The sequence below is a fragment of the Enterobacter sp. CPE_E863 genome (assembly GCF_046521465.1).
Classification (GTDB): Bacteria; Pseudomonadota; Gammaproteobacteria; order Enterobacterales; family Enterobacteriaceae; genus Enterobacter; species Enterobacter adelaidei.
Genome location: NZ_JBKFZX010000001.1, coordinates 1,452,935 through 1,469,286 on the forward strand (window position 1 = coordinate 1,452,935; position 16,352 = coordinate 1,469,286).

A 16,352-nucleotide genomic window follows, 5' to 3' on the forward strand; every position below is an offset into this window, starting at 1 on the left:
CACAAGGTGCTGCAAAAGCTGTTCCAGTTATGAAAGAAAAGTTTCAGTAAACTGGCACGTATAATGAAAGGTAGAATCAAAGGTAAAAAGTGATGAAACAAAAGTTACAGAGGCGCTATGGAACAACTGGATGAACGTCTGAAAGCACAATACCCGTCACTGTCGCCGCAGGAGCAGCGGGTGGCGGATTTTATTTTCGATCACTTTGACGACCTGATTAGCTACAACAGCGCTGAGCTGGCGCAGCTCAGCGGGGTGTCGAAAGCCACCGTGAGCCGCCTGTTTAAGCGTCTGGGCTATGAGAAATATAAGGACATGCGCGACGAACTGCGCACGCTGCGCCAGAGCGGGATGCCGCTTACCGATAACCGTGACGCGGTGCAGGGTAATACGCTGCTGGCACGTCACTATAAACAGGAGATGGCGAACCTGACCCAGTGGGTCAATGCCCTCGACGCGCAGCAGTTTGCCGAGGCGATGGCCTGCATGGTGAAAGCGCGGCGCATTATCATTATTGGTATGCGTAACGCCTATCCGGCAGCCTTGCATCTCCGCCAGCAGCTGCTGCAGGCGCGCGGACAGGTGCTGGTGCTGCCGCAGCCCGGGCAGAGCCTGAGCGAGGAGCTGGTAGATTTAACCGCTGACGACCTGGTTATCATGATGGCTTTTCGCCGTCGCCCGCGTATTGTCCGCCCGCTGATGCAGCAGCTTCAGCAAAGCGGAATTCCGGTGCTGCTGATGTGCGAGCCGCAGGCGCACAGCCTGTTTCCGCTGGCAAGCTGGCAGCTTTGCGCCCCGCTGGACAGCGTTTCGGCCTATGACAGCTATTCCTCGGTCAACAGCCTGATCAACCTGCTGGCGAATGCCTTCCTGCATGAGATTCTCGATAAAGGCCGTCCGCGCATTCACGAGATTGCCTCCCTCTACCAGCAACTGGACGAACTCGAACAACGATAATGGGGCATCAGGCTGGTGCTTTGCATCTAAATGGTGCATCTGGCGGGTCGGGAAAACACGCGTTTTTTCGACCCGCCTGCGTTTTATCAGGCTTTACAAGAATATTTCCCGCTTCGCTTTATCTGGCACATTAGTTGCAAAATCACATTCAAAGAATCTTTTGTTTCATGCTAACGTTACGGGGAAGCACCATGAAAAAACTGTTGATTGCACTGACCGGGGCCGTATGTCTCTTCACACAACTGCCCGCAAAGGCGGACCAGCTTCAGGATATTGAGAAACGCGGCACCATCCGCATCGCCGTTCCGCAGGATTTCCCACCGTTTGGCTCGGTGGGGACCGATCTGCAGCCGCAGGGGTATGACATCGACATGGCGCGTTATCTGGCTAAACAGATGAAGCTCAAGCTACAGCTGGTGCCCGTGACCAGCGCCAACCGCGTGCCGTACCTGCAAACCGATAAGGTGGATCTGGTCATTTCAAGCCTCGGTAAAAACCCGGAGCGCGAGAAGGTGATCGATTTTAGCCGCGCCTACGCACCGTTCTTCCTCGGCGTGTTTGGCCCGAAAGGGGCAGAGCTGAAAGATGCCGCCGCGCTGAGCGGAAAAACCATCGGCGTGACGCGCGGGGCGGTGGAGGACATGGTGCTGACCAGCCTGGCACCGAAAGACGCTGACGTGAAACGCTATGAAGACAACAACACCACGCTGTCTGCCTACCTTTCCGGGCAGGTGCAGTATGTGGCCACCGGCAACCTGGTGGTGGCGGCCATTTCCCGCCAGAACGCGGCTAAAGCCCCGGTACCGAGCTTTATGCTGAAGGACTCACCGTGCTTTATTGGGCTGAAAAAGAATGAACCGGCGCTGAAAGCAAAAGTGGATGCGTTGATTGAGCAAGGCATCAAAGACGGCACGCTGAACGGCCTGTCTGAGCAATGGCTGAAAGCTCCGCTGCCGGCAAACCTTGGCGTCTAGGCCGATGACAGAGCAACTTCATTTCTCCGAACTCTGGCCACACTGGCCGGAGTTGCTGGCGGGGTTGTGGGTCACCATTCAACTGACCGTTATGGCAACTTTCGGCGGCCTGGCAATCGGTATTTTTGGGGCGGCCATTCGCAGCGGGCGGGCGACGTGGTTCAGCCGGATCTGGGGCGGTTACGTGGAGATTATTCGTAACACGCCGTTTGTGGTACAGCTGTTTTTTATCGTTTTCGGCCTGCCTAATCTGGGGCTGAAAATGACCGCCGGGGAAGCGGCACTGCTGGCGATGGTGGTGAATCTGGGGGCGTACAGCACCGAGATTATCCGGGCAGGCATTCAGGTCACGCCGAAAGGGCAGTGGGAGGCCGGACGCGTGCTGGGGCTCACCCGCCTGCAGACCTTTATTCGCGTGGTGTTGCCGCCTTCGCTGCAGCGCATTTACCCGGCGCTGGTGAGCCAGTGCATTATCGTAATGCTCGGCTCGTCGGTGGTGTCGCAGGTCTCGTATGAAGAGCTGACCTTCGCCGCCAACCTCATCCAGTCCCGAACGTTTTTGAGCTTTGAGGTTTACCTGGTGACAACCGGCATTTACTTAGCGCTGTCGATTACCCTGCGCCAGCTGATGATGGCGGCAGGACGGAAATGGCTGGGGGTGCAGGCATGATGACCACCTTTACCGACTGGGACATTATTCGCAACCTGCTGCTGGCCGGGCGCTGGACGGTGCTGCTGTCGCTGGTGGCGTTTGTCGGCGGGGCGGTGGTGACGCTGCCGCTCCTGCTGCTGCGCCTCACGGGTGGACGCACGGTCAGGCGCATCATCCGCGGCTATATCGAGCTGTTTCAGGGCACGCCGCTGCTAATGCAGCTATTCCTGGCCTTCTTTGGCGTGGCGCTGTTCGGCATCGACGTTTCGCCGTGGACCGCCGCCTCGCTGGCGCTGACGTTTTACACCAGCGCGTTTTTGCTCGATATCTGGTTTGGCAGTATTCGTGCCCTGCCAAAAGGACAGTGGGAAGCGTCGCGCTGTCTCGGGCTGACGTTTGGCCAGACGTTGTTTCGCGTGGTCGCCCCGCAGGCGCTACGTATCGGCATCGCCCCAACGGTCGGTTTTGCCGTGCAGGTGATCAAAGGTACTGCGCTGGCGTCGATTATCGGCTTTATCGAGCTGACCAAGGCCGGGACGATGCTGACTAACGTCACGTACCAGCCGTTTAAGGTCTTTGCGCTGGTGGCGCTGGGCTACTTTATTCTGTGTTATCCGCTGTCCCGCTACAGCCGCTATCTGGAGACGAAATTCAATGCCTCTCATCACCATTAATCAGGTGCAGAAGTACTACGGCGAAAACCACGTGCTCAAGGGGGTCGATCTGGATATCGACATGGGCCAGGTCATTTCGATTATCGGACGCAGCGGGTCGGGGAAAAGCACGTTGCTGCGCTGCATCAACGGTCTGGAAGGGTATCAGGACGGCAGCATTAAACTCGGCGGCATGACCATTACCGACCGGGATTCCCAGGCGCGTGAAATCAGCCGCTCGGTCGGTATGGTGTTCCAGAGCTTCAACCTGTTCCCGCACATGACGGCGCTGGAAAACGTGATGCTCGCTCCGCGTCGGGTGCTGAAGAAAAGCGCCGCCGAATGTCGGGAGCTGGCGCAGCGCATGCTGGAGAAAGTCGGGTTGGGTGACCGTCTGGATTACTACCCGTCGAGCCTCTCCGGGGGCCAGCAGCAGCGCGTGGCGATTGCCCGCGCCCTGGCGATGTCGCCTAAAGTTTTACTCTGTGACGAGATCACCTCCGCGCTTGACCCGGAGCTGGTGGGCGAAGTGCTCAAGGTGCTGGAGCAGCTGGCGGCCGAGGGGATGACGCTGATACTTGTTACCCATGAAATGAATTTTGCCCGCGAAGTGGGCGACCGCGTGGTGTTTATGCACCAGGGGAAAGTCTGGGAGCAGGGCGACAGCAAAACGCTGTTCGCCAACCCGCAGACCACAGAACTGAAGCAATTTATCTCCTCCGTACGCGGTCTCAACTAATGAAGGACATCAAAATGGACATCGCACACTTTCCGCAAATCAACCCGCCGCAGCGCCTGCTGATGGGTCCAGGCCCGATCAACGCCGACCCGCGCGTGCTGCGCGCCATGTCGAGCCAGCTGATCGGCCAGTACGATCCGGCCATGACCCACTACATGAACGAGGTGATGGCGCTCTATCGCGGTGTATTCCGCACCGAAAACCGCTGGACGATGCTGGTGGACGGCACATCCCGCGCGGGGATAGAAGCGATTCTGGTGTCAGCCATTCGTCCAGGGGACAAAGTGCTGGTACCGGTCTTTGGCCGCTTCGGTCATCTGCTGTGCGAAATTGCCCGCCGCTGCCGCGCGGAGGTGCACACCATCGAAGTCCCCTGGGGCGAGGTGTTCACCCCAGACCAGGTTGAAGATGCCATCAAACGCATTCGCCCGCGCCTGCTGCTGACCGTGCAGGGCGATACATCCACCACCATGCTGCAGCCGCTCGCGGAGCTGGGTGCCATCTGCCGCCGTTACGACGTGCTGTTTTATACCGATGCCACCGCATCGCTCGGCGGTAACGCGCTGGAGACTGACGCCTGGGGGCTGGACGCGGTCTCGGCAGGGATGCAGAAGTGCCTCGGCGGTCCGTCGGGCACATCGCCGATCACCCTTAGCGCGCGAATGGAGGAGGCGATCCGCCGCCGCAAGTGCGTTGAGGAGGGCATTCGTACCGACGCCCACCGCGACGGCGACGAGGAGATGATCTACTCCAACTACTTCGATCTCGGTATGGTGATGGACTACTGGGGGCCAGAGCGTCTCAACCACCACACCGAAGCGACCACCGCGCTGTTTGGCGCCCGCGAATGTGCGCGTCTGATCCTGCAGGAAGGGCTGGATAACGGCATCGCTCGCCACAAGCTGCACGGCGATGCGCTGCTGAAAGGCATTCAGGCGATGGGGCTGGAAACCTTCGGCGACCTGCAGCACAAGATGAACAACGTGCTGGGGGTGGTGATCCCTCAGGGCGTGAATGGCGATCGGGTGCGCAAGCTGATGCTGGAGGATTTCGGGATTGAAATCGGCACGTCGTTTGGCCCGCTGCACGGCAAAGTGTGGCGCATTGGCACTATGGGCTACAACGCGCGTAAAGACTGCGTGATGACCACCCTGAGTGCGCTGGAGTCGGTACTCAATTACCTGAAATTTACCACTACGCAGGGCGCGGCGATGCAGGCCGCGTGGGACCACTATCGCAGTGAGACCCCAGAATGAGCCCGGCGGCAGAACGGGTGATGGCGCGCGCCGACGCGCTGGCCGCCATCAGCGAAAGCCCGGATGCGCTGACACGGGTGTATCTCTCCGCGCAGCATTTACAGGCCAACCAGCTGGTTGGGCTGTGGATGAGCCAGGCGGGGATGACCGTCTGGCAGGACAGCGTGGGTAATATTTGCGGACGTTACGAAGGCGAGCGAGAGGGCGCCCGGGCGGTGTTGCTGGGTTCGCACCTGGACACCGTGCGCAATGCCGGGCGCTACGACGGCATGCTTGGGGTGCTCACCGCCATCGAAGTGGTGGACAGTCTGCATCAGCAGGGGATTCGCCTGGCGCAGGCTATCGAGATTGTTGGCTTTGGCGACGAAGAAGGCACCCGCTTTGGCATCACGCTATTAGGTAGCCGTGGTCTGACGGGAACCTGGCCGCAGGGCTGGCTGGAGACGTGCGATGCCGGTGGCATCAGCGTGGCGCAGGCGATGGTGCAGGCAGGACTCGATCCTTCACGCGTGGCAATGGCGGCGCGACATCAGGACGATTTCAGCGCATGTCTCGAGTTGCATATCGAACAGGGGCCGTGTCTGGAGCAGGAAGGTCTGGCGCTGGGGGTGGTGGAAGCCATTAACGGCGCACGCCGCCTCAATTGTCGCTTCATCGGTGAAGCCGGCCATGCCGGGACCGTACCCATGAATCATCGCAAAGACGCACTGGCGGCGGCCGCTGAATGGATGATGCAGGTTGAAAACGCCACTCTGCAACACGGCGGTAATCTGGTCGCGACGGTCGGTGAGCTGCGCTGTTTTCCCGGTGCGGTGAACGTGATCCCCGGCGAGGTTGCGCTTTCGCTGGATATTCGTGGCCCGCAGGATGCGCCGCTTGATGCGCTGCTCGGTGAACTGCTGTTGCAGGCGCAGTCGATAGCGGCCCGACGCGGGATGCATTTTGCTGCCGAAGAGTTTTACCGCATCGCCGCCACGCCGTGCGATACGCGTTTGCAGCGTCTGCTGGGGGAGGCCGTTGAGTCGGTACAAGGGCGCTCGTTATCCCTGCCCAGCGGTGCCGGGCATGACACCATCGCCCTGGCGGAGCGCTGGCCGGTCGGGATGCTGTTCGTGCGTTGCAAGGGGGGGATCAGCCACCATCCGGCGGAGTCGGTGATGGCTGAAGATGTCGCGCTGGCGATTGAGGCGTTTGGGCTCGCGGTCACATCGCTGGCGTCTATTTAGTGTTTTTCCGGGTTCGTAATGCGGGCAGCATCCTTTCCAGGGTGTTGTCATGCATGACGTAATGGTGAAACAGCGCAGCGGCAGCGTGCAGACCAATCAGGTAATAACCGGCATTGGCGACGATCTCATGGACCTCTTTCAGCCCGTGTTGCAGGTTCACGTCTGGTGTGGCCGCGACGGGCAGTGCGATCCCGAAAAACGACCACTCAATCTGACCGAAGTAAAGAGAGGCCATGCCCAGCAGAGGAAGTGAAATGAACATCAGGTAGATCAATCCGTGAAGGGATTTTGAGGCAATCTCCTGCCAGCGTGGCGGGGCAGGAACAATATCCGGATCGCTGTTTCGCAGCTTCAGCACCACTCTGAGGATCATCAGCAGCAGAACGCTTAGCCCTGCCGTGTAGTGGATCAGCCCCATAGTGGTTCGCGCGGGTGTTCCCTTCGGTGCGAACCCTTTCAGGTTCATGGTGGCATAGGCGACGATAATCACCAGTAGGACCAGCCAGTGAATGATTATCTGGCTTCGTGCGTAGCTGTTTTTCATTTTTAACTCACCTTACAGGGTTATAAGGTGAGTTATAGAAGAAATAACTTAAGCAGACATTAACGGTCTTAGCCTGGACGACAAGGCGCGTTAAATTACTCCAGCCCCAGCGTATATTGCGCGATCTTGAAGTAGATAATCAGCCCGGTACCGTCGATCAGCGTGGCGATAAACGGCGCGGAGACGACGGCCGGATCAATGCCACAGCGCTTAAGCACCATCGGAATGACGGACGAGACAATCGCACTCCACAGCGTAATGCAGACCAGGGTCAGACTGACGATGAGCGTGATTTCCATCCCAATGCCCATCATCCAGGCACGAATACACCCGGCCAGGCCGAGCGTGGCGGCTATCATCAGCGAGGTGCTCATCTCTTTACGCAGCACGCGGCCAACATCACGCAGATGCACTTCCCCCAGCGCCATGGCGCGCACCAGCGTGGAGGTGATCTGCGTTCCGCTGTTACCACCGGTACCAATCAGCAGCGGGATAAAGAACGCCAGTGCGATGGCGGATTCCAGCGCCTCTTCAAAATGCTGGATCACCGAGCTGGTATAAGCTTCTGCGACAAACAACAGCAGCAGCCAGACGGAGCGTTTCTTCCACAGACTGAAGGCGCTGGTTTCCAGATAGGGTTTCTCCAGCGGCAGCGTCGCCCCCTGAAGCTGAGCATCTTCGGTGACGTCATCTTCCAGCAGATGCGCAATTTCGCGTTCGGTGAGGCAGCCAACCAGCTTTCCATGGGTGACCACGGGCACGACATCCGCACCACCGTGTGCCAGCAGGCCTGCGACATCGGCGCGTTCATCCTCCGGTTTGACCTGCAGAAACTGCGAGATCATCAGCGCTCTCACCGGTTGTACCGTATCGGTGGTCTGCAGTAATTTGCGCACCGCAATCATGCCCGCCAGGCGACCATTATCTTCGATAAAAATATGCGACGGAATATCATCATCTTTTAATTTCTCAAAGAATTGCTCGCGTGCCAGCGCCACGCATAATGAAATATCGAGGACAATAAAATCGGTATTCATATATTGCGCGATGGCGCTGTCATTGAATGCCAGGTTTTGGTTGTGAATAGCGTAAGACATAGTGAATTCCCTTTGAATAATAAAATCTCTCAGGGGCGAGCAAGACAGGGCATGTCGAAGAGGAGATCCCCACGTCCTGGTTTCAGCACTGTACACCGTATCCCGCGAGGGAAGTTATACTGACAAAGCCTTGATTCGACAGTGCCTGTTTTACCCTGTGCCGGTTCTCTCGAACCCACCAGAGCGATAACGTGTATTTGTACAGGAGCCTCGCCATAACGAGATCGTTGTAAAACGAAAGAAATAATACGCTTATTTTATTTTACCGCTCAGGATTTTAAATAATGTTTAAGAATGGTTTAGGAGAATCTTATTAATGGAATGTTGAAGGTTTATTTAAGGTTGTTCATTTTAAATGGAGAGTGAAAAGAAAAATGGAGGAGGGGAAAATGACATGGCTCGACAATCTGCTGAATCATTTTGCGCTTTATCCGGCACACCTTTTTGCGGTGTTGTTTATCATGGCACTGAGTAAATCGACGGTGCTGATCTCTTCCGTGCTGCCGCCTGCCTCGGTGATGCTATTGGCGGGCATTACCGTCAGCCAGGCTAGCATGCATCCTGCGCTGGCATGGCTGGCCGTGGTGATGGGCGCAACGGTGGGTTCGGTGCTGAATTACCATATCGGTCAGTTGATGGGGAACACGCGGTGGGTGGCACGCTTCACCGCAAAACATGCCGGCAAATTTTTACGGGTGCAACATCAGCTACAGAAAAACGGCGTGCTGGTGCTGTTCACTGCGCGTTTTCTGGCGGTGCTGCGCTATATCGTGCCGCTGGCAGCGGGTATGCTCAGGCTTAACGTGGCGAAGGTATACGTCGTCAGTCTGTTCTCTGCGGCCGTATGGGCGGCGCTGTACGTCGGCATTGTTACCGGCATCAGCGCCTTTTGAACTACAGGTTTCCTGTTCCGCCGTCGACCAGCAGTTCCGTACCTAGCGTGTAGCTCGATTCGTCGGAGGCCAGATAGAGTGCGGCTTTCGCCAGCTCTTTCGGCGTCCCCATTCTTCCCAGCGGGACCAGGTTTGCAATATCCCCCTGTAAGGCTTTCTGCGCTTCGGCGCTTAACCCCAGCTTGTTGAGCGCCGGGGTTTCTACCGGACCCGGGCTTAAACCGTTGACGCGAATGCCGCGCGACAGCAGCTCTGCTGATAGCGTTCGGGCCAGCGACAGTAAGCCCGCCTTGCTTGCCGCATAAACGCTGCTGGTAGGCAGACCGATACGCGCGCTCACGGACCCACAAAGGATCACCGAGGAAGGATTATTGAGCAGCGGTAGCAGGGCCTGAATCAAAAAAAACGGCCCTTTCAGGTTGATGCGCATCAGACGATCCCAGGCATCTTCCTGCCACTCTTCCAGCAGACCGTGCGTCACGTCTCCGGCGTTGATAAAGACGGCATCCAGCCGCGGCCAACGCGAGGCGAGCGTCTCCGTTAGCGCTTTTTGTGCGGCGATATCTCCCGCATCAGAGGGGATCACCCAGGCTTTGTCGCCCAGAATGCGTTGCGCTTCCGCAAGGGTTTCCGGATGACGTCCGGTGACGGCCACGTGCGCCCCTTCGGCGATAAACTCCTGCGCGGTGGCAAGGCCTATGCCGCTGGTCCCGCCGGTAATCAGCGTATATTTACCTGCTAAACGACCCATGTTCTTCTCCTGAAATGACTCTGGAGAAAGCACTATAGAAACGTTAGTATCGAAAGGAAACCAGGTACCGTTTGGATACTAATGAGGCAAGAGGTGTGCGATGGCGGAATTACTCGATGTTCCCGGCGAAAAAAAATCTGACGTTTATCTGTGTCCGATGACCCAGTTTGTGAACCTGATTTCGGGTAAATGGGCGATCCCGATCCTCTATCGCCTGATTGTGTTGAATACACCGGTTCGCTTTGGCGATCTGCTGCGCGCCGCCGCTCCCATTACGCAAAAAGAGCTAACGAAACAATTGCGTTTGTTCGAGCAGCGCGGGCTGGTGTCGCGCACGATTTACCCGGAGATCCCGCCGCGTGTGGAGTATCAGATAACTGAACTGGGGTTAACCCTACAGGGCGCGCTCTCGCCGCTGGCCGCCTGGATGCGTGAATACGGCGACCAGCTCAAACGATAGACTACTGTTTGACATAGCGCGGTGCAGGAATACCGGTGCGCGCGCTGTTAAACAGCTCAAGACGTGCGACTTCGTAGCGTTCCCACAGGCTGACGTCATGCATCGGTGGAATGGTGATCAGTTCGCCCTGATCCAGACCCGCCAGCGATGCGTCGACCATATCGTCGGTCGTCATCACCGAGCCTTCCGGCAGATCGTTAACCGTCACGCCAGAATGACTCCAGATCTCTGTAGCCGTGGCGGCAGGTAAAACAGCCTGAATACGCACATTGCTGTCGGCAAACTCTTCCTGTAGCCCGCGGGTAAAGCTAAGCACCCACGCCTTGGTGGCACTGTACAGCGCGCTACCCGCCCGCACATGCAGGGACAATACCGAGGCGATATTGATCAGCGTACCGCGATTGTTTTGCGCCAGACGCGGCAGGATCGCATACGTCAAACGCATCAATGCCGTGGTGTTAAGGGTATTAATCGCCTGATGCTGCGCCACATCGCCCGAGAGGAAGGGCGCCATCTGCGCCGTGCCTGCGTTGTTAATCAGCGTGTCGATAGCGGTATTGCTGCGCAATTCCTCTTCCACGGCGCGGATCCCGGTTTCCTCGGTCAGATCGGCGACCAGAATATCAACTGATACGCCATAGCGCTTACGAAGATCCGCGGCCAGCGTTTGCAGACGTGCTTCACGTCGGGCGACCAGCACCAGGTTGGTACCACGTGCAGCAAGACGATCGGCATAAACAGCGCCAATTCCGGAAGAGGCGCCCGTAATCAGGGCGGTAGTGAGTTGCGTAGTCATCGTGTGTTACCTCTGAGCAAAGTGGGTTATTTGGTTTCAATATGAAACTTAATTTACTCTCTGTCATTTGGTTTTATAATGCAACCATTTTGCTGGCGATTTTTTGTTTTTGCCTGGCGAAGCGGGTCAGGAAGGAAGTTTTGGCACGATCTCTTCAGGTGTCAATTCGCGGCCATCGTCGGCGATAAGTGCCAGTTTACGCAGAGGTTTACGCTGTTCGGTATCGACCAGCACGGTGCCGAATTCGTCTTCAGCAAACAAAAATTCATTGCCCCACTGCGACAGAGCAACCAGTACCGTCTGCAGGGCGCGCCCTTTATCGGTCAGGACATACTCCTGCCAGGCGCTGCCGTCGGATGCCGGCTGGAGCGTGAGGATACCTTCGTCGACCAGCAGTTTCAGACGCGTGGTCAGCATGTTTTTCGCGATACCGAGGCTTTTCTGGAACTCACCGAAGCGCGTAATCCCCCGCAACGCGTCGCGAACAATCAGCAATGACCACCAGTCGCCGATGATATCCAGCGAACGGGCTACAGGGCAGGTGCTCTCTTCAAGACGGGTACGTTTCACAGTCAATTCTCCGGTGGGGTATGGTTTTATTATAAAACTAATCTGTCTACCGGGTAAGTCTGTTATTCATCAGTTTGAGAAATGCTTCCCGGAAAAGTGTCACGAATCTGTCACACTAAACGCGACATTTAAAACGAGTGAGGAATTAGGGATGAGAAAAGCACTACTCGCGCTGGCAATCGCCGGTTCCATTTCAGCGACATTTGGCGTGCAGGCGCAAGAGACGCCGGAAGGGTATCAGCTGGAGCAAGTTTTAATTATGAGTCGTCATAACCTACGCGCGCCGCTCGCCAATAACGGCAGCGTACTGGAACAATCGACGCCGAAGCAGTGGCCGGAATGGGAGGTACCAGGCGGTCAGCTCACCACCAAAGGTGGCGTGCTTGAAGTCTACATGGGCCATTACATGCGGGAATGGCTGGCTGAGCAGGGGATGGTGAAGACGGGAGAATGTCCGCCAGCGGATAGCGTCTACGCCTATGCCAACAGCCTGCAACGTACCGTTGCCACCGCGCAGTTCTTCATCACGGGGGCCTTCCCTGGATGCGATATCCCTGTGCATCACCAGGAAAAAATGGGCACCATGGATCCGACCTTTAATCCGGTGATTACCGATAACTCGCCTGAGTTCCGAGAAAAAGCGCTGAAGGCGATGGAAGCGGAACGGCAGAAAATGCAGCTCGGAGAAAGCTATAAGCTGCTGGAGCAGATGACCAATTATGCTGATTCGCCGTCCTGCAAAGAGAAGAAAATATGCTCTCTGGCGGACGCGAAAGATACCTTCAGCGCAGACTATGAAAAAGAGCCCGGCGTATCCGGACCGTTGAAAGTGGGTAACTCGCTGGTCGATGCGTTTACGCTGCAGTATTACGAAGGTTTCCCGGCCGATAAGGTGGCCTGGGGAGAAATCAAAACCGACCAGCAGTGGCGCGTGTTGTCGAAGCTGAAGAACGGCTATCAGGATTCGCTGTTTACCTCCACCGAAGTGGCGCAAAACGTGGCGAAACCGCTGGTGAAATATATCGACAAAGCCCTGGTGACCGATCAGGCCAAAGCGCCAAAAATCACCGTGCTGGTGGGGCATGATTCGAACATTGCTTCGCTGCTCACCGCGCTGGATTTCAAACCGTATCAACTGCACGACCAGCACGAACGTACCCCGATTGGCGGCAAGATTGTCTTCCAGCGCTGGCATGACAAAAATGCCAATCAGGAGCTGATGAAAATTGAGTATGTCTATCAGAGTTCGGAGCAGCTGCGAAACGCCAGCGTGCTGTCGCTGCAGTCTCCGGCGCAGCGCGTGACGCTGGAACTGAAGGGATGTCCGGTTGATGCCAACGGTTTCTGTCCGGTCGATAAATTCAATGCGGTAATCAACAACGCGGCGAAATAGAAGATACCCCCCGCCCTGGCGGGGGGATTGTTTCAGACGTTTTTACGTTCGATGGTTTGCTCACCCCAGAAGAGCGCGTCTTTGTCCGTCTTTTCGAAGGCGCGCATTAGCACTTCATCGCTGCCTTCTTCCCAAATCTGCTCTGCCAGCTTCTCGTCATATTTTGCGACTTCAAAAATGGCTTCGGCAATCTCCGGAGAGGTATTGCGTAAACTTGCCCATTCACCCACGCGGTGGGCTTTTGATTCTTGAGTAGGCATACTTGTCCTCCTGTTGGGTTAGCCGTTCAGTTTTTTGGCGAGACCTGCGACATATTCACCCTGATAGCGGGCGATAGTGAGCTCTTCATTGCTCGGCTGTCGGGAGCCATCGCCACCGGCAATGGTGGTTGCACCGTAAGGTGTTCCGCCACGTACCTGAGAAACATCAAATAACTCCTGTGCGCCGTAGCCAATTGGCACAATGACCATTCCGTGATGAGCAAGGGTCGTCCAGGTTGAGGTGATGGTTTGTTCCTGGCCGCCACCGGTTCCGGTGGAGCTGAAGACGCTGGCAAGCTTGCCGTACAATGCGCCTGAGGCCCATAACCCGCCGGTTTGATCGAGGAAGGTGCGCATCTGGCCGGACATATTGCCAAAGCGGGTAGGTGTCCCGAAGATAATGGCATCGTAATCTGCCAGCTCCTGAGGCGTGGCGACCGGGGCATTTTGTGTTTTCCCCCCGGCCTTCGCGAAGGCTTCTGCCTGCATGGTTTCCGGTACGCGCTTCACCACAACCTCAACGCCATCCACCCTGTTTGCACCTTCTGCTACCGCGTGAGCCATGGTTTCGATGTGTCCATACATGGAATAATAGAGCACCAGAACTTTTGCCATTTTGCATCACTCCTCGTTTGTTTTTTCTGGCAGCGGATCGCTGCGTTCATTTAAAGATATGCCATCACAGCCATACTGCAAAAATGAACGGCATTTCTTTGATTTATAACAAAATGGATGAGAAAACGCTTTGTAGCAAAATGAAACAACTTTTTGGCGGTCGATTTTTGAAACGATAAGAAAGGCTTATTAATGGCCGTTACGCAATCTCATACGAAAGGCTGAGATCATGTTGCAGGATATTACCTGTGACTTGCCTGATCGCCTCACTCCACTAAGCTTAGTCTCACGTGACACAGATAAAGGTACTCACCTGGTGTCGCGAGGTGAAAGAATCCTCTTTTACTGAATGCAATATGATGTCTAATGTTTCACATCCTGGAGGTTAGAGATGGCAAACCATCGTGGTGGTTCAGGTAATTTCGCTGAAGACCGTGAAAGAGCATCAGAAGCAGGTCGTAAAGGTGGCCAGTCCAGCGGGGGTAACTTCAAAAATGACCCTCAGCGCGCATCAGAGGCTGGCAAAAAAGGGGGTAAAAACAGCCATGGCAGTAACAAGTAATATGCCGGGCTGGACCCCTGCCGCCGGGGTTTCCCGGCGGTTTTTTTATTTCTGCAACATTGAACTGTAACCAAAGGCAACGCACACTACAGAATTGAGTTTAATTTCTGGTGCCGCATGTCTGTCTCACGCTTCAAATTCTCCGTTAAACCGCAGGAAGCCATCCTCATTCTTATCACCATGTTTTGGGGCGGGACCTTTCTGGCCGTCCAGTACGCGGTGACCCTCAGCGATCCGTTCTTTTTTGTTGGTCTGCGCTTTGCGACGGCAGCGATTGCCGTGGGGCTGATATCGCTTAAAACGCTGCGTGGACTGACGCTTAAAGAGCTTAAGGCGGGCATCGCAATCGGGGTGGCAATTGCGATGGGCTACAGCCTGCAAACGTGGGGGTTACAGACGATATCCAGCAGTAAATCGGCGTTTATCACCGCCATGTATGTACCGCTGGTGCCGTTACTGCAGTGGCTGTGTCTTGGGCGACTACCGGGATTGATGTCCTGTATTGGTATCGTACTGGCGTTTATTGGTCTGATTTTACTTGCCGGGCCGGAAAACAACCTGCTGGCACTGGGGCCGGGGGAGATCATCACCCTGGTGGGAGCCATTGCCATTGCCGCGGAAATTATTCTGATCAGCGCCTGGGCGGGCAAGGTTGACGTTAAGCGCGTGACGGTGGTGCAGCTCGCTACGGCATCGCTGGTGGCGTTTGCGGCGATGGTTCCGGCAGGGGAGTCTGTGCCGCCGATGTCCACCGGGTTGATTGTGGTCGCGCTGGGGTTGGGCATCTTTAGCGCCATTATTCAGGTCACCATGAACTGGGCGCAGCGCAGCGTATCCCCGACGCGGGCGACGGTGATCTACACAGGAGAACCCGTCTGGGCCGGGATTTTCGGGCGTCTCGCTGGAGAACGTTTACCGCTGCTGGCGCTGGTTGGTGCGGCGTTTATCGTCGTTGGGGTGTTGGTGAGTGAGCTAAAGCTCCGCAAGCGCCAAAGAGAGGTGAGTGATTTGACGGTTGAAAAAGGTTTTGATTGAAAAAATGCACAGATTTCTCCAGGATATGTACGGACAAATACCGTACATAGAAAAGTAAATCATGCCAGCACTTAAAAAACAGCGTATCGATCTTCGCTTAACCGACGAAGACAAAACAATGATTGAAGAAGCGGCGGCGATGACGAATCAAACGATCACCCAGTTTATGGTGAACAGTGCTTCGGAACGTGCTGCAGAAGTCATCGATCAGCATCGACGTCTCGTATTAAACGAAGCATCGTGGAATGCCGTAATGGATGCCATCGACAATCCACCCGAGCCGAATGAACGCCTGAAGCGAGCCGCAAAGCGTCTAAAAAACATGGAGTGAAGCGTCGTGGAAAATCTCACGATCGAAATGTTTTCAGAGGGAACCGAATACGCTTTCGAGGATTTCGATTGTGGTGAGCCCTCGCTAAATGCCTTCCTGAGAGAGCATCTGGTGCGCCAGCACAATGGGCGCATTCTGCGCGGCTATCTGCTAAAAGATCGTGACCATCCACACGTGCTGGGCTACTACACGTTGTCTGGAAGTTGCTTTGAAAAAGCGATGCTCCCTTCTAAGACCCAGCAGCGCAGGATCCCCTATATCAACGTACCCAGTGTGACTTTGGGACGTTTAGCTGTTCATAAAACACTACAGGGAAATGAATGGGGGACAACACTCGTCACGCATGCTATGCGGGTTGTTTACCTGGCTTCACAGGCTGTGGGTGTGCATGGCCTTTTTGTTGATGCGCTTAATGAGCAGGCAAAAAAGTTCTATCTGAAGCAAGGTTTTATTCCGCTGCAAGGGGATAACAGCAATTCTCTGTTCTTCCCTACAAAATCTATCGAACGACTGTTTGAGCAAGAGTGATTACGCTACATCCTGTTGTTCTTACTGAACATGCAGGTCGGGTAAGGCATCGCCATTACC

The 16,352-nt window shown here is 55.8% G+C and carries 21 protein-coding genes and 1 riboswitch; of the genes, 14 read left to right on the forward strand and 7 right to left on the reverse strand.

The genetic code is table 11. The annotated features are described in order from the left end of the window. Positions 1-117 precede the first annotated feature (117 nt). From hpxU to hpxK, 7 genes are all read left to right on the forward strand, one after another. Positions 118-957: a MurR/RpiR family transcriptional regulator HpxU gene (hpxU, locus tag ACLHV8_RS06995; RefSeq protein WP_049008433.1), complete on the forward strand. Its 840-nt coding sequence runs from the start codon at positions 118-120 to the stop codon at positions 955-957. 191 nt (positions 958-1,148) lie between these two features. Next, positions 1,149-1,931, forward strand: coding sequence for a transporter substrate-binding domain-containing protein (locus ACLHV8_RS07000; RefSeq protein WP_049008434.1), 783 nt, complete (start codon positions 1,149-1,151; stop codon positions 1,929-1,931). 4 nt (positions 1,932-1,935) lie between these two features. Beyond that, positions 1,936-2,601 (forward strand): amino acid ABC transporter permease, encoded by a 666-nt coding sequence (locus ACLHV8_RS07005; protein WP_028019136.1) that lies wholly within the window; start codon positions 1,936-1,938, stop codon positions 2,599-2,601. Continuing rightward, positions 2,601-3,257, forward strand: a complete 657-nt coding sequence (locus tag ACLHV8_RS07010) for an amino acid ABC transporter permease (RefSeq protein ID WP_032667002.1) — start codon at positions 2,601-2,603, stop codon at positions 3,255-3,257. Before ACLHV8_RS07005 ends, ACLHV8_RS07010 begins: the two co-directional genes overlap by 1 nt. Beyond that, positions 3,238-3,975, forward strand: coding sequence for an amino acid ABC transporter ATP-binding protein (locus tag ACLHV8_RS07015; protein ID WP_010429436.1), 738 nt, complete (start codon positions 3,238-3,240; stop codon positions 3,973-3,975). The genes ACLHV8_RS07010 and ACLHV8_RS07015 overlap by 20 nt, the downstream gene beginning before the upstream one ends. Before the next feature lie 14 nt (positions 3,976-3,989). Beyond that, positions 3,990-5,231 carry a pyridoxal-phosphate-dependent aminotransferase family protein gene (locus ACLHV8_RS07020; RefSeq protein WP_208594903.1) on the forward strand — a complete coding sequence of 414 codons (1,242 nt, stop codon included), beginning with the start codon at positions 3,990-3,992 and terminating at the stop codon, positions 5,229-5,231. Next, on the forward strand, positions 5,228-6,457 hold the full coding sequence (hpxK, locus tag ACLHV8_RS07025) for an allantoate amidohydrolase (RefSeq protein ID WP_108090267.1): 1,230 nt from the start codon (positions 5,228-5,230) through the stop codon (positions 6,455-6,457). The genes ACLHV8_RS07020 and hpxK overlap by 4 nt, the downstream gene beginning before the upstream one ends. On the opposite strand, the gene cybB is transcribed toward hpxK, so the two are convergent. Next, the gene (gene cybB / locus ACLHV8_RS07030; protein ID WP_128348144.1) at positions 6,450-7,001 is read right to left on the reverse strand and encodes a cytochrome b561; all 552 of its coding nucleotides are present in this window, start codon (positions 6,999-7,001) and stop codon (positions 6,450-6,452) included. The genes hpxK and cybB overlap by 8 nt on opposite strands. Positions 7,002-7,096: 95 nt before the next feature. Next, positions 7,097-8,098, reverse strand: a complete 1,002-nt coding sequence (locus tag ACLHV8_RS07035) for a magnesium transporter (protein WP_028019131.1) — start codon at positions 8,096-8,098, stop codon at positions 7,097-7,099. A gap of 60 nt (positions 8,099-8,158) precedes the next feature. Then, a riboswitch (M-box (ykoK) riboswitch) is annotated at positions 8,159-8,328 on the reverse strand. Between the two features lie 159 nt (positions 8,329-8,487). On the opposite strand from ACLHV8_RS07035, the gene ACLHV8_RS07040 reads away from it, so the two are divergent. Beyond that, a complete protein-coding gene (locus ACLHV8_RS07040) occupies positions 8,488-8,991 on the forward strand; it encodes a DedA family protein (protein ID WP_049008442.1) in 504 nt (167 codons plus the stop codon). A 1-nt stretch (position 8,992) separates the two neighbouring features. Here the strand turns inward: ACLHV8_RS07040 and ACLHV8_RS07045 are convergent, their stop codons facing one another. Then, positions 8,993-9,742: an SDR family oxidoreductase gene (locus tag ACLHV8_RS07045; RefSeq protein ID WP_208594902.1), complete on the reverse strand. Its 750-nt coding sequence runs from the start codon at positions 9,740-9,742 to the stop codon at positions 8,993-8,995. Between the two features lie 100 nt (positions 9,743-9,842). On the opposite strand from ACLHV8_RS07045, the gene ACLHV8_RS07050 reads away from it, so the two are divergent. Beyond that, on the forward strand, positions 9,843-10,202 hold the full coding sequence (locus ACLHV8_RS07050; RefSeq protein WP_028019128.1) for a winged helix-turn-helix transcriptional regulator: 360 nt from the start codon (positions 9,843-9,845) through the stop codon (positions 10,200-10,202). Between the two features lies 1 nt (position 10,203). On the opposite strand, the gene ACLHV8_RS07055 is transcribed toward ACLHV8_RS07050, so the two are convergent. Both ACLHV8_RS07055 and ACLHV8_RS07060 read right to left on the reverse strand, forming a co-directional pair. Then, entirely contained in the window at positions 10,204-10,998 is a 795-nt protein-coding gene (locus ACLHV8_RS07055; RefSeq protein WP_208594901.1) for an SDR family NAD(P)-dependent oxidoreductase, read from the reverse strand. Positions 10,999-11,124: 126 nt separating this feature from the next. Next, a complete protein-coding gene (locus ACLHV8_RS07060; protein WP_114978276.1) occupies positions 11,125-11,568 on the reverse strand; it encodes a winged helix-turn-helix transcriptional regulator in 444 nt (147 codons plus the stop codon). 151 nt (positions 11,569-11,719) lie between these two features. On the opposite strand from ACLHV8_RS07060, the gene agp reads away from it, so the two are divergent. Beyond that, positions 11,720-12,961 (forward strand): bifunctional glucose-1-phosphatase/inositol phosphatase, encoded by a 1,242-nt coding sequence (gene agp / locus ACLHV8_RS07065; protein ID WP_128348147.1) that lies wholly within the window; start codon positions 11,720-11,722, stop codon positions 12,959-12,961. Between the two features lie 32 nt (positions 12,962-12,993). Here agp and ACLHV8_RS07070 read toward each other — a convergent pair whose 3' ends face one another. Next, positions 12,994-13,221 (reverse strand): YccJ family protein, encoded by a 228-nt coding sequence (locus ACLHV8_RS07070; protein ID WP_028019124.1) that lies wholly within the window; start codon positions 13,219-13,221, stop codon positions 12,994-12,996. Positions 13,222-13,239: 18 nt separating this feature from the next. Then, positions 13,240-13,836 (reverse strand): NAD(P)H:quinone oxidoreductase, encoded by a 597-nt coding sequence (gene wrbA, locus ACLHV8_RS07075; RefSeq protein WP_028019123.1) that lies wholly within the window; start codon positions 13,834-13,836, stop codon positions 13,240-13,242. Positions 13,837-14,227: 391 nt separating this feature from the next. Between wrbA and ACLHV8_RS07080 the strand changes: the two genes are divergently transcribed. The 4 genes from ACLHV8_RS07080 (at position 14,228) to ACLHV8_RS07095 (ending at position 16,292) form a co-directional block, all read left to right on the forward strand. Then, on the forward strand, positions 14,228-14,398 hold the full coding sequence (locus ACLHV8_RS07080) for a general stress protein (RefSeq protein ID WP_001273664.1): 171 nt from the start codon (positions 14,228-14,230) through the stop codon (positions 14,396-14,398). A gap of 117 nt (positions 14,399-14,515) precedes the next feature. Next, entirely contained in the window at positions 14,516-15,433 is a 918-nt protein-coding gene (locus ACLHV8_RS07085; protein WP_028019122.1) for a DMT family transporter, read from the forward strand. Between the two features lie 61 nt (positions 15,434-15,494). Further along, positions 15,495-15,764, forward strand: a complete 270-nt coding sequence (locus ACLHV8_RS07090; protein WP_028019121.1) for a DUF1778 domain-containing protein — start codon at positions 15,495-15,497, stop codon at positions 15,762-15,764. Between the two features lie 6 nt (positions 15,765-15,770). Next, on the forward strand, positions 15,771-16,292 hold the full coding sequence (locus ACLHV8_RS07095) for a GNAT family N-acetyltransferase (RefSeq protein WP_410376837.1): 522 nt from the start codon (positions 15,771-15,773) through the stop codon (positions 16,290-16,292). Positions 16,293-16,352: the final 60 nt, after the last annotated feature.

Excerpts from the sequence above, each read along its gene's own strand:
- hpxU (WP_049008433.1), top strand. The coding sequence starts at position 118 with ATGGAACAACTGGATGAACGTCTGAAAGCACAATACCCGTCACTGTCG.
- ACLHV8_RS07000 (WP_049008434.1), top strand. The coding sequence starts at position 1,149 with ATGAAAAAACTGTTGATTGCACTGACCGGGGCCGTATGTCTCTTCACA.
- ACLHV8_RS07005 (WP_028019136.1), top strand. The coding sequence starts at position 1,936 with ATGACAGAGCAACTTCATTTCTCCGAACTCTGGCCACACTGGCCGGAG.
- ACLHV8_RS07010 (WP_032667002.1), top strand. The coding sequence starts at position 2,601 with ATGACCACCTTTACCGACTGGGACATTATTCGCAACCTGCTGCTGGCC.
- ACLHV8_RS07015 (WP_010429436.1), top strand. The coding sequence starts at position 3,238 with ATGCCTCTCATCACCATTAATCAGGTGCAGAAGTACTACGGCGAAAAC.
- ACLHV8_RS07020 (WP_208594903.1), top strand. The coding sequence starts at position 3,990 with ATGGACATCGCACACTTTCCGCAAATCAACCCGCCGCAGCGCCTGCTG.
- hpxK (WP_108090267.1), top strand. The coding sequence starts at position 5,228 with ATGAGCCCGGCGGCAGAACGGGTGATGGCGCGCGCCGACGCGCTGGCC.
- cybB (WP_128348144.1), bottom strand. The coding sequence starts at position 7,001 with ATGAAAAACAGCTACGCACGAAGCCAGATAATCATTCACTGGCTGGTC.
- ACLHV8_RS07035 (WP_028019131.1), bottom strand. The coding sequence starts at position 8,098 with ATGTCTTACGCTATTCACAACCAAAACCTGGCATTCAATGACAGCGCC.
- ACLHV8_RS07040 (WP_049008442.1), top strand. The coding sequence starts at position 8,488 with ATGACATGGCTCGACAATCTGCTGAATCATTTTGCGCTTTATCCGGCA.
- ACLHV8_RS07045 (WP_208594902.1), bottom strand. The coding sequence starts at position 9,742 with ATGGGTCGTTTAGCAGGTAAATATACGCTGATTACCGGCGGGACCAGC.
- ACLHV8_RS07050 (WP_028019128.1), top strand. The coding sequence starts at position 9,843 with ATGGCGGAATTACTCGATGTTCCCGGCGAAAAAAAATCTGACGTTTAT.
- ACLHV8_RS07055 (WP_208594901.1), bottom strand. The coding sequence starts at position 10,998 with ATGACTACGCAACTCACTACCGCCCTGATTACGGGCGCCTCTTCCGGA.
- agp (WP_128348147.1), top strand. The coding sequence starts at position 11,720 with ATGAGAAAAGCACTACTCGCGCTGGCAATCGCCGGTTCCATTTCAGCG.
- ACLHV8_RS07070 (WP_028019124.1), bottom strand. The coding sequence starts at position 13,221 with ATGCCTACTCAAGAATCAAAAGCCCACCGCGTGGGTGAATGGGCAAGT.
- wrbA (WP_028019123.1), bottom strand. The coding sequence starts at position 13,836 with ATGGCAAAAGTTCTGGTGCTCTATTATTCCATGTATGGACACATCGAA.
- ACLHV8_RS07080 (WP_001273664.1), top strand. The coding sequence starts at position 14,228 with ATGGCAAACCATCGTGGTGGTTCAGGTAATTTCGCTGAAGACCGTGAA.
- ACLHV8_RS07085 (WP_028019122.1), top strand. The coding sequence starts at position 14,516 with ATGTCTGTCTCACGCTTCAAATTCTCCGTTAAACCGCAGGAAGCCATC.
- ACLHV8_RS07090 (WP_028019121.1), top strand. The coding sequence starts at position 15,495 with ATGCCAGCACTTAAAAAACAGCGTATCGATCTTCGCTTAACCGACGAA.